The organism is Betaproteobacteria bacterium, from assembly GCA_009377585.1.
In the GTDB taxonomy this organism is placed as follows: domain Bacteria; phylum Pseudomonadota; class Gammaproteobacteria; order Burkholderiales; family WYBJ01; genus WYBJ01.
The window spans coordinates 13716-23487 of sequence record WHTS01000096.1; the positions used below are offsets into that span (position 1 = coordinate 13716).

Genomic DNA, 9772 nt, shown 5'->3' on the forward strand with positions numbered 1-9772 from the left:
CGCACCAAACGGGTGCCGACCGCGCGATCGTGCAGGAAGTGGCGTTCTCGATCGAACAGCGCCCACCACAACGGTAATGCAGCGAGCGGCCAGGTGGCCGCCGCAATGAGAAACCGCGCCAGCGCGACGCCGGCGCCCGGGGGCGCACCGCGTCGATCGACCAGTCGCAGCCGCCACGTGCGCATGGGCAGCGTGCGCCGGCCGCCGGTCCAGCTCCAGACGAAATAGGCTGCGCTGATCGCAAGCAGATAGATCTGCAGAACGATGTGCAGGGGTTGTTCACGCGCGTCGCCGGCGATCGCGATGAAGATCGCCGTCGCCGGCATGAGGAGCGCGGCCAGCAGCAGCGCTTCGTAGACGGCCGCGAGCAGCCGAATGCGCACAGGCGCGGCAACCTGTTCGGGTTGGGGATGCGACACGGCTTGCGGTTTAAATTGGCTTAAGGATTGGCCGGCTCAGGCTTCTCGGCGACAAGCCCGGAGGCCGTTTCCGGCACCGTGCCGCCCTCGGCAGGCGGCTCCGCCGATTTCGCGCTTTCGGTGCTTTCCGGCGGCGTCGTTTCGCTCGGCAGCGCTTGCTGCGCTTCCTGCGACTCGGTCCACTGCTTGATGATGGCTCGGCGCTGCTCGGGCGTCATCCGGGTCAGTGCCCGATAGCGCTTGCGCGCCGCGTCGCGCTGTTGCGGCGTCAACTTCGCCCAGTCCTGCATGCGCTCCTGGATGCGTTTCTGCTCGGCCGGGCTCATCCGCGGATAGCGATCGGCCAAAGCCATCCAGCGTTTGCGCTGCATCGCATTGATCCTGGGCCATTGGTGTTGCAGCGGTTGCAGGATATTGCGCTGCGATCGCGTCAGCTCCGACCAGGCAGGCCGGGCCGCTTCGGCAGCCAGGGCGCCGGCGGGCGCAGCGAGACACAGCAGCAGGGCGAGCGAGGCTAGCGCTACAGCCATGTATCGAGACCCTTGTCGAGCAACGCGTCGATCGGCAGATCGCTGGCAAGGAGTTTCGCGTCGATTTCGACAGGGTCTTCGATGCGCTGTTGCTGCTGCCAATAGACCATCGCCGACACGGTGAGCACCATGCCAACGATCGGCAGCAGGTAACGCGGACTCAAGCGGCGCAACAGCAAAACCGGACCGACGGCACCGGCCCAGGCGAGCAGGGGTGCGGGCTCCGGCTGGATGCGTTCGGCAGCCGTCGCGCGCGCCGAGCGCAAGCGCGCCAGCGTGCGCGGGTCGATCTCGTCCAGACCGCGTTCCAGCCGTTGCACGATGCGGCCCGCCAGTTCGTGTTCGCTCATGCTCATGGTTCGAAACCTTTTCGCTTCAGGAATGCGGCGATGGCGTGGGTGGCCCTCGAGCAGTGCGTCTTCACGCTGCCCTCCGAGCATCCCATGATTGCGGCCGCCTCGGCCACATCCATTTCCTCCCAGTAACGCAGCAAAAACGCCTGACGTTGACGAGGCGGCAGGGCTTCCAATGCTTTCTCGATCAATCCAACCGTTTGTGCTTGTTCGAGGGCGGCGGGTGGCCGCTCGGCGGCAATTTTCACGCCGGGATCCACTTCCAGGCTCTCGAGCGGATCCGAATCATCGTCCTGGGCGCCGGAAGGCCTGAGCGCCGACAGGGGCGACGTCCAGAACGAACGTACGCGCGCACGCCGAAAATGGTCCCGTATGCCGTTCTGGACGATGCGCTGGAACACCAGCGGAAGCTCGTGCGCGGGCCTGGCTCCGTACTTCTCGGCAAGCTTCAGCATGGCGTCTTGCACGATATCCAGCGCGGTATGCGGATCGCGCACGGCGTAAAGCGCTTGTTTGTACGCTCGCCGCTCGACTTCAGCGAGGAAATCGGACAGTTCCTTGCGGGTAGCCAGTTTATGCTTGCCTTGTCCGGAATCGCGCCCAGGGATTGCCGCCGCCTGCACTGGCCGCCGTCAGATTCGAATTTTTCGGGTCCCTGCGTTCCGCGGGCGATGTTAGCAAATGCCCGCTGCGTAAGCCACGGCGGGCGCGGCCGCCGACCTCCGGACAACGCCCGGCCGCCGTCGGCTTGACCGGCGCGACGCCTGCCGGTAATGTTTCGAGTTCGGCTTTTCCCGGAAAGTGCAATGGAAATCAGCGGCGCAGAGATTGTGGTGCGGTGCCTGCAGCAGGAAAACGTGGACTACGTTTTCGGCTACCCGGGCGGCGCCGTCCTCTACATCTACGACGAGCTTTTCAAGCAGGACAAGGTCAAGCACGTCCTGGTGCGCCACGAACAGGCCGCGGTGCACGCCGCCGATGGTTACGCACGCGCTTCCGGGCGGGTCGGCGTGGCGCTGGTGACCTCCGGCCCCGGCGTCACCAATGCGGTCACCGGGATCGCCACCGCGTACATGGATTCAATCCCGCTGGTGGTGGTTACGGGCCAGGTGCCCACGCACGCGATCGGGCAGGACGCCTTCCAGGAGGTCGATACAGTCGGCATCACGCGCCCCTGCGTGAAGCACAACTTCCTGGTGAAGGACGTACGCGATATCGCAGTCACGATGAAAAAGGCGTTCTACGTGGCAGCGTCCGGCCGCCCGGGGCCGATCGTGGTGGATATTCCGAAGGACGTGACGGCGGCCAAGCTGAAGTTCGAATACCCGGAAACGATTTCGATGCGCTCGTACAACCCGGTGACCAAGGGCCACGGCGGGCAGATCAAGAAGGCGCTCGGGCTACTCACGCAAGCCGAGAGGCCGATGGTGTACACCGGCGGGGGCGTCGTGCTGGGGAATGCCGCCAAGGAGCTCGCGCAACTCGTGCGCAAGCTCGGCTTTCCCTGCACCAGCACGCTCATGGGCCTGGGCGGGTACCCGGCGAGCGACAACCAGTTTCTCGGCATGCTGGGCATGCACGGCACGTACGAAGCCAACATGGCCATGCAGCACTGCGACGTGCTGCTCGCCATCGGTGCGCGCTTCGACGACCGAGTGATCGGCAATCCCCACCACTTCTTCGACGAGAAGCGCAAGATCATCCATGTCGACATCGATCCGTCCTCGATCTCCAAGCGGGTGCGGGTCGATGTGCCGATCGTGGGCGACGTGCGCGATGTGCTGCCGGAGCTGATCAAGCAGCTCGGCGCCTCCACTGCGAAGCCCGATGCGAGCGCGCTCAAAACCTGGTGGGCGCAGATCGAGCTGTGGCGCGCGCGCGACAGCCTCAAGTACGACCGCTCCAGCCCGCTCATCAAGCCTCAGTACGTCATCCAGAAGCTGTACGAAGCGACCAAGGGCGAGGCGTATGTCACTTCCGACGTGGGCCAGCACCAGATGTGGGCCGCGCAGTTCTACAAGTTCGAGAAGCCGCGGCGCTGGATCAACTCCGGGGGCCTGGGCACGATGGGCTTCGGCATGCCGGCGGCGATGGGCGTGCAGCTCGCCCACCCCAAGGAGACGGTCGCGTGCGTGACCGGCGAATCGTCGATCATGATGTGCATCCAGGAGCTCTCGACCTGCAAGCAGTACCGCCTGCCGCTCAAGATCATCAACCTCAACAACCGCTACATGGGCATGGTGCGGCAGTGGCAGGAGTTCTTCCACGGCAACCGCTATGCCGAATCCTATATGGATGCGCTGCCCGATTTCGTTCGCCTGGCCGAATCGTTCGGCCATGTCGGGATGCGCATCGATAAGCCGGCGGATGTCGAGGGCGCGCTGGCCGAGGCGTTCAAGCGAAAGAACGAGCTGGTATTCATGGATTTCGTCACGGACCAGGCAGAGAACGTCTATCCGATGATTCCGGGCGGCAAGGGGCTGTCCGAGATGATCCTCGTCTGAGGGACGTTTCGCTGGGAGGCGCTGGTCGATGCGGCACATCATTTCCGTCCTGCTGGAGAACGAACCAGGCGCCTTGTCGCGCGTCGCGGGACTGTTCTCCGCCCGTGGCTACAACATCGAGTCGCTCACCGTCGCGCCGACCGAGGATCCGACGATGTCGCGCATGACCATCGTCACCAGCGGCTCGGACGACGTGATCGAGCAGATCAACAAGCAGCTCAACAAGCTGGTGGACGTGGTCAAGGTCATCGACCTGTCCGAGGGCGAGCACATCGAGCGCGAGCTCATGCTGGTGAAGGTGCGTGCCGTGGGCAAGGACAGAGAGGAAATGAAGCGCATGGCCGACATCTTCCGCGGCCGCATCATCGACGTCTCCGACCGCGACTACACCATCGAGCTCACCGGTAGCGGCTCGAAGCTCGACGCGTTTCTCAAGGCGGTGTCGCGCGACGCGATCCTGGAGACCGTTCGCACCGGCGCCTCCGGCATCGGCCGCGGCGATCGTGTACTGAAGCTCTAGTATGGTGAATCGTAAATTCGTCGTAATTCGTCGTTCCCGCGCAAGCGGGAATCCAGAACGAGACTCCACCTGGACCCCCGCGTTCGCGGGGGTGACGAACTTCTGACTCGGGACTAGCGGCTCGGCGTTCATGCGGCGCACGAGCGCCGGCCCGGGTCCGATCATCAAAGGGGAAACCATGAAGGTGTACTACGACAAGGATGCCGACCTTTCGCTGATCCGCGGCAAGAAGGTCACCATCATCGGCTACGGCTCGCAAGGCCATGCGCACGCCAACAACCTGAAGGATTCGGGCGTCAAGGTGACCGTGGGGCTGCGCAAGGGCGGCGCCTCCTGGGACAAGGCGAAGAAGGCCGGCATTGCCGTCAAGGCGGTCGGCGATGCGGTCAAGGGCGCCGACCTGGTGATGATCCTGCTGCCCGACGAGCATCATGCCGACGTCTACCGGCAGGAGATCGAGCCGAACATCCGCAAAGGCGCGACACTGGCCTTCGCGCACGGCTTCAACATCCACTTCCAGCAGATCGAGCCGCGCAAGGACCTCGACGTGGTGATGATCGCGCCCAAGGGCCCGGGGCACCTGGTGCGTTCGACCTACGTGCAGGGCGGCGGCGTGCCTTCGCTCATCGCGGTGTATCAGGATGCGAGCGGACGGGCGCGCGATCTGGCGTTGTCGTACGCGGCAGCGATCGGCGCGGCCCGAGCGGGCGTGATCGAAACGACGTTTCGCGAGGAATGCGAGACCGATCTCTTCGGCGAGCAGGTGGTGCTTTGCGGCGGACTCACCGCGCTCATTCAGTCGGGCTACGAAACGCTGGTCGAAGCCGGCTATGCGCCCGAGATGGCGTACTTCGAATGCCTGCACGAGGTGAAGCTGATCGTCGACCTGATCTACGAAGGCGGGCTCGCCAACATGCGCTACTCGGTCTCGAACACCGCCGAGTATGGCGACTTCACGCGCGGCCCGCGCATCATCGACGATCGCACGCGCGAGGAGATGCGCAGGATCTTGAAGGAGATCCAGTCGGGGCAGTTCGCGCGCGAGTTCATTCTGGAAAACCGCGCCGGCACGCCGACTCTGAAAGCATTGCGGCGCATGTCGGCCGAGCACGATCTGGAGAAGGTCGGAACGAAGCTGCGCGACATGATGCCGTGGATCAAGCAGAACCGGCTGGTCGACAAGTCGCGCAACTGATGCACCGGTCGCGACCGCAGCCTTTCGGCAGCGCTGCCTGACGGCATACCCATGGCTGCGGGCGGCTCGCTCTATCCCCATCCCGTCCTCGCCCGCGAGGGCTGGGTTTTCATCGCACTGTCGGTCCTGGTCGCGGCCGCAGTCGCCGGGCTCGCCGGCTGGGCCTGGTCGATCCCGCTGTGGCTCGTGGCGGTGTTCATCATCCAGTTCTTCCGCGATCCGGCACGCACCCCGCCGCCGGGCGAGAACCTCGTGCTCGCGCCCGCCGATGGCCGCATCGTTTCGGTCGAGCGCACTCACGATCCGTATCTGAAGCGCGACGCGGTGCGCCTGTCGGTGTTCATGAATATCTTCAACGTGCACTCCAATCGCAGTCCGGTCGACGGCGCGGTGCGCGAGATCTGGTACTCGGCGGGTACCTTCCTGAACGCCGCGCTCGACAAGGCATCGACCGGCAACGAGCGCAACGCCCTGTGGCTGCGAACCGAGCGTGGCGTCGACGTGACCTGCGTTCAGGTCGCGGGTCTGATCGCGCGCCGCATCCTGTGCTACGTCGAGCCGGGAACGCAGTTGCGCCGCGGCGAGCGCTTCGGTTTCATTCGCTTCGGCTCGCGTGTCGACGTCTACCTGCCCGTGGACGCCGCGCCGCGCGCCCGCGTCGGCGACACGGTGTATGCGGGTGCCAGCGTGCTGGCCGAATTGCGTTAGCGAGCCTCCTGAGAATGCCTCACAGCTCGCTCCCTCACCCCCAACCCCTCTCCCAGAGGGAGAGGGGAGCGTCCAGCGGTAAGCGGTTTGTCAACCGCTTACCGGATCGTCAATAGGCGCCCATGGAGCCCTATCCGCCGCCTGGCCGTCACCGCGGGTTGCTGAAGAACCGGTTTCGCCGTCACGGCATCTACTGGCTGCCGAACCTGATCACCTCCGGCGCCATGTTCGCCGGCTTCTACGCCATCGTGCAGGCGATGAACGGCCGCTTCGAGCTGGCGGCGATGGCGATCTTCGTCGCGATGGTGCTGGACGGGCTCGATGGCCGCGTCGCCCGCTTCACGCGCACTCAAAGCGCATTCGGCGTCGAATACGACAGCTTGTCCGACATGGTGTCGTTCGGGCTCGCGCCCGCATTGATCGCCTATGTCTGGGCGCTGCAGGTCATGGGGCGGCTCGGCTGGGTCGCCGCGTTCGTCTATTGCCTCGGGGCGGCGCTGCGGCTCGCGCGCTTCAACACCCAGGTCGAAGTCGCCGACAAGCGCTTCTTCCAGGGCATGCCGAGCCCGGCTGCCGCGTGTCTGGTCGCGGGGCTGGTGTGGGCCATGAACGAGTACCAGATTCAGGGCCGGGACATCCGCTGGCTCGCCTGGAGCGTGACCCTCTTCGCCGGGCTCACGATGGTGAGCAACGTGCCGTATTACAGCGGCAAGGACATCAACCTGCGCAAGAGCGTGCCGTTCTGGGTGGTGGTCGTCATCGCCTTCACCATCGGCATCGTGGTGTCGTTCGCCAATACGCTGCCGGAGTTGCTGTTCGGCCTGTCGGTTTCGTACGCTGCTTCCGGCTACGTATACGGGACGATGCGCTACCTGGAGCGGCGGCGGGCGTCCCGGCGCCAGATCCCGCCCAATTCCGGAACGGGTGGGCCCGGGTCGGACGGTACCTGAGCGCATTGCGGCTCGCGCATCGATCGGTGCTGCTCGACGCGCTGGGGTAGCGGCGAAAAGTGGAAATGTGCGCTCGATGGACTTCGACTTGCCAAACCACGCCCGGCGTCATATAGTCGGCCGCATGATATTCAGCAGGCCCATGTTCTTCGTGTCTTGCCTGGCCAACGTCCTGTTGGGCAGCCTGCTGCTGCGCCTCGCGCGCTAAATACTCCAACCCCCATCGCAGTTAGTCGTCCGCTCCGGTTGCTTCGGCACCCGGGGACCCATAATCTATGCCGGCTCATGCCCGTGTCAGCGCGGTCGCATGCCGGGCCTCTAGACGGAGACAGCCATGAAAGAGCGTTTGATCATTTTCGACACCACTATGCGCGACGGCGAGCAAAGCCCGGGCGCCTCCATGACACGCGAGGAGAAGCTGCGCATCGGCCGCCACCTGGAGCGCATGCGGGTCGACGTGATCGAAGCCGGCTTTCCCGCGGCCAGCGACGGCGACTTCGAGTCGGTGCGTGCGGTGGCGGCCGCAGTGAAGGACAGTACGGTGTGCGGCCTGGCCCGCGCCAACGAGCTGGACGTGCGCCGTTGCGGCGAAGCGGTGCGTCCGGCCCGTTCGCCGCGCATCCACACCTTCCTTGCGACCAGCCCGATCCACATGGAAAAGAAGCTGCGCATGGAGCCTTCGCAGGTGGTCGAACAGGCGGTGCGCTCGGTGCGCTGGGCGCGCGAGTACACCGACAACGTCGAGTTCTCGCCCGAGGACGCGGGCCGTTCCGACATCGACTTCCTCTGCCGCATCCTCGAGCGCGTGATCGACGCGGGCGCGACCACCATCAACGTTCCCGACACCGTCGGCTACACGCTGCCGGAGCATTTCGGGCAGCTGATCCGTTCGCTGCGCGAACGGATTCCGAATTCCGACAAGGTCGTGTGGTCGGTGCACTGCCACAACGACCTCGGGCTCGCGGTCGCCAATTCGCTGTCGGCGATCCTCGCCGGCGCACGCCAGGTCGAATGCACGGTGAACGGCCTCGGTGAACGCGCGGGCAACGCTTCGCTGGAAGAAATCGTGATGGCGGTGCGCACGCGCCAGGATGTGTTCGGCTGCGACACCAACATCGATACCACGCTGATCGTGCCAGGAAGTCGCCTGGTGTCCACCATCACTGGTTTCCCGGTGCAGCCCAACAAGGCGATCGTGGGCGCGAATGCCTTCGCGCACGAGGCCGGCATCCATCAGGACGGGGTGCTGAAGAGCCGCGACACCTACGAGATCATGCGCGCCGAGGACGTGGGCTGGAAGACCAACAAGCTCGTGCTCGGCAAGCACTCGGGGCGTAATGCGTTCAAGGCGCGCCTGCTGGAGCTCGGCGTCGAGCTTGCCGGCGATCAGGCGCTCAATGCTGCATTCAAGCGCTTCAAGGATCTCGCCGACCGCAAGCACGAGATCTTCGACGAGGATCTGCAGGCGCTCGTGACCGAAGAGGACAACGACCAGGCCGAGAGCGAGCACTACCGGCTGGTCGCGCTGACCGCACATTCCGAGACCGGCGAGCAGCCGTTTGCAGCCGTAGTGCTCACCGAAGACGGCAAGGAGCGGCGCTCGGAAGCGAGCGGCAGTGGTCCGGTCGATGCGGCGTTCAAGGCGGTCGAGGCCATCGTCGGCAGCGGCTCTGAGCTGCTGCTGTACTCGGTGAACAACATCACCAGCGGAACCGATTCGCAGGGCGAGGTGACCGTGCGCCTGACCAAGGGCGGGCGTATCGTCAACGGCCAGGGCGCCGATACCGACATCGTGGTCGCGTCGGCCAAGGCCTACATCAACGCCCTGAACAAGCTGCACTCGAAGTTCGAGCGCATCAATCCGCAGGTGTGACGAGGCGAGTAGAGCCATGTCGCGCGGGCTCATCGTTGTCGGCCTGATCCTCGTCGCCGTGGGGGTGGCCTGGCCGTGGCTTTCGAAGCTCGGTCTGGGCCGCCTGCCCGGCGACATTCACGTCGAGCGCGACGGTTTTCACTTGTTGTTTCCGCTTACGACCGGAATCGTCGTCTCGATCGTCATCAGCGTTCTGATCTGGCTCTTCCGACGCTGAGTCGCGCGTTCAGCGGGCAGGCGACGACACGCGCTCACCGCGGCTCGGCCCCGAGCTCACTCGTACGAACGCGACCGCGGCAGCGAAGAAGAGCAATGCAAGCACGATCTCCATTCCTGCCAGCACGGCAGACAAGCCGCTATCAGCATACACGCGCACCGCGCCTTCGACGAAGTAAGCGATCGCCAGCATCGCCGACCAGCGAAACGTGTAGAGCCGCCGATGCAGGATGCCGAACAGCGGCGCGAGCAGCGGGAGCGCCTTGAGCACCATCCAGGATCCACCCGGTCGCAGCGGCGCGAGCCACAGCTCCCACGCAATACACAGGGCGATGAGCGCGGTAAGGCAGAACACCGCGCACGCATGCAGGAGATCGGGGAAGCTCAGCCGCGCCATGATGCGTCGGGTTTCTCGATGGCGGGCGAGGCCGTGTCGAGCTGCCTCATCCGGTGTATGCGCATCGGGGCATCGATGTTCTCGTGGATCGGGGATCGATGTTCTCG

12 protein-coding genes are annotated in these 9772 nt (G+C 65.0%); 7 read left to right on the top strand and 5 right to left on the bottom strand.

Features of this window, described 5'->3' with window-relative positions:
- The 4 genes from GEV05_23080 to GEV05_23095 form a co-directional block, all read right to left on the bottom strand.
- The coding region (locus tag GEV05_23080) for an RDD family protein (protein ID MPZ46214.1) at positions 1 to 419 on the bottom strand (419 nt) is incomplete at its 3' end.
- A gap of 20 nt (positions 420 to 439) precedes the next feature.
- Positions 440 to 949 (bottom strand): DUF3106 domain-containing protein, encoded by a 510-nt coding sequence (locus tag GEV05_23085; GenBank protein ID MPZ46215.1) that lies wholly within the window; start codon positions 947 to 949, stop codon positions 440 to 442.
- Positions 940 to 1389, bottom strand: coding sequence for a DUF3619 family protein (locus tag GEV05_23090; protein ID MPZ46216.1), 450 nt, complete (start codon positions 1387 to 1389; stop codon positions 940 to 942). The genes GEV05_23085 and GEV05_23090 overlap by 10 nt, the downstream gene beginning before the upstream one ends.
- Positions 1302 to 1874 carry an RNA polymerase sigma factor gene (locus tag GEV05_23095; GenBank protein MPZ46217.1) on the bottom strand — a complete coding sequence of 191 codons (573 nt, stop codon included), beginning with the start codon at positions 1872 to 1874 and terminating at the stop codon, positions 1302 to 1304. Before GEV05_23095 ends, GEV05_23090 begins: the two co-directional genes overlap by 88 nt.
- Before the next feature lie 234 nt (positions 1875 to 2108).
- Between GEV05_23095 and GEV05_23100 the strand changes: the two genes are divergently transcribed.
- From GEV05_23100 to GEV05_23130, 7 genes are all read left to right on the top strand, one after another.
- Positions 2109 to 3806: an acetolactate synthase 3 catalytic subunit gene (locus GEV05_23100; protein ID MPZ46218.1), complete on the top strand. Its 1698-nt coding sequence runs from the start codon at positions 2109 to 2111 to the stop codon at positions 3804 to 3806.
- A gap of 28 nt (positions 3807 to 3834) precedes the next feature.
- Positions 3835 to 4326, top strand: coding sequence for an acetolactate synthase small subunit (gene ilvN, locus GEV05_23105; GenBank protein MPZ46219.1), 492 nt, complete (start codon positions 3835 to 3837; stop codon positions 4324 to 4326).
- Between the two features lie 178 nt (positions 4327 to 4504).
- Complete coding sequence (gene ilvC / locus GEV05_23110) at positions 4505 to 5521, top strand: ketol-acid reductoisomerase (protein MPZ46220.1); 1017 nt, start codon at positions 4505 to 4507, stop codon at positions 5519 to 5521.
- Positions 5522 to 5572: 51 nt separating this feature from the next.
- A complete protein-coding gene (locus GEV05_23115) occupies positions 5573 to 6229 on the top strand; it encodes a phosphatidylserine decarboxylase (protein MPZ46221.1) in 657 nt (218 codons plus the stop codon).
- A gap of 122 nt (positions 6230 to 6351) precedes the next feature.
- Positions 6352 to 7179 (top strand): CDP-diacylglycerol--serine O-phosphatidyltransferase, encoded by an 828-nt coding sequence (gene pssA, locus GEV05_23120; GenBank protein MPZ46222.1) that lies wholly within the window; start codon positions 6352 to 6354, stop codon positions 7177 to 7179.
- Positions 7180 to 7513: 334 nt separating this feature from the next.
- Positions 7514 to 9052 carry a 2-isopropylmalate synthase gene (locus GEV05_23125; GenBank protein ID MPZ46223.1) on the top strand — a complete coding sequence of 513 codons (1539 nt, stop codon included), beginning with the start codon at positions 7514 to 7516 and terminating at the stop codon, positions 9050 to 9052.
- Positions 9053 to 9068: 16 nt separating this feature from the next.
- Entirely contained in the window at positions 9069 to 9269 is a 201-nt protein-coding gene (locus GEV05_23130; GenBank protein ID MPZ46224.1) for a DUF2905 family protein, read from the top strand.
- 9 nt (positions 9270 to 9278) lie between these two features.
- On the opposite strand, the gene GEV05_23135 is transcribed toward GEV05_23130, so the two are convergent.
- Positions 9279 to 9665 carry a DUF2069 domain-containing protein gene (locus GEV05_23135; GenBank protein MPZ46225.1) on the bottom strand — a complete coding sequence of 129 codons (387 nt, stop codon included), beginning with the start codon at positions 9663 to 9665 and terminating at the stop codon, positions 9279 to 9281.
- Positions 9666 to 9772: the final 107 nt, after the last annotated feature.

Coding starts and splice junctions, on each gene's coding strand:
- pssA (MPZ46222.1), top strand. CDS start 6,352: ATGGAGCCCTATCCGCCGCCTGGCCGTCACCGCGGGTTGCTGAAGAAC.
- GEV05_23100 (MPZ46218.1), top strand. CDS start 2,109: ATGGAAATCAGCGGCGCAGAGATTGTGGTGCGGTGCCTGCAGCAGGAA.
- GEV05_23135 (MPZ46225.1), bottom strand. CDS start 9,665: ATGGCGCGGCTGAGCTTCCCCGATCTCCTGCATGCGTGCGCGGTGTTC.
- GEV05_23130 (MPZ46224.1), top strand. CDS start 9,069: ATGTCGCGCGGGCTCATCGTTGTCGGCCTGATCCTCGTCGCCGTGGGG.
- GEV05_23090 (MPZ46216.1), bottom strand. CDS start 1,389: ATGCTCGGAGGGCAGCGTGAAGACGCACTGCTCGAGGGCCACCCACGC.
- GEV05_23085 (MPZ46215.1), bottom strand. CDS start 949: ATGGCTGTAGCGCTAGCCTCGCTCGCCCTGCTGCTGTGTCTCGCTGCG.
- ilvC (MPZ46220.1), top strand. CDS start 4,505: ATGAAGGTGTACTACGACAAGGATGCCGACCTTTCGCTGATCCGCGGC.
- ilvN (MPZ46219.1), top strand. CDS start 3,835: ATGCGGCACATCATTTCCGTCCTGCTGGAGAACGAACCAGGCGCCTTG.
- GEV05_23125 (MPZ46223.1), top strand. CDS start 7,514: ATGAAAGAGCGTTTGATCATTTTCGACACCACTATGCGCGACGGCGAG.
- GEV05_23115 (MPZ46221.1), top strand. CDS start 5,573: ATGGCTGCGGGCGGCTCGCTCTATCCCCATCCCGTCCTCGCCCGCGAG.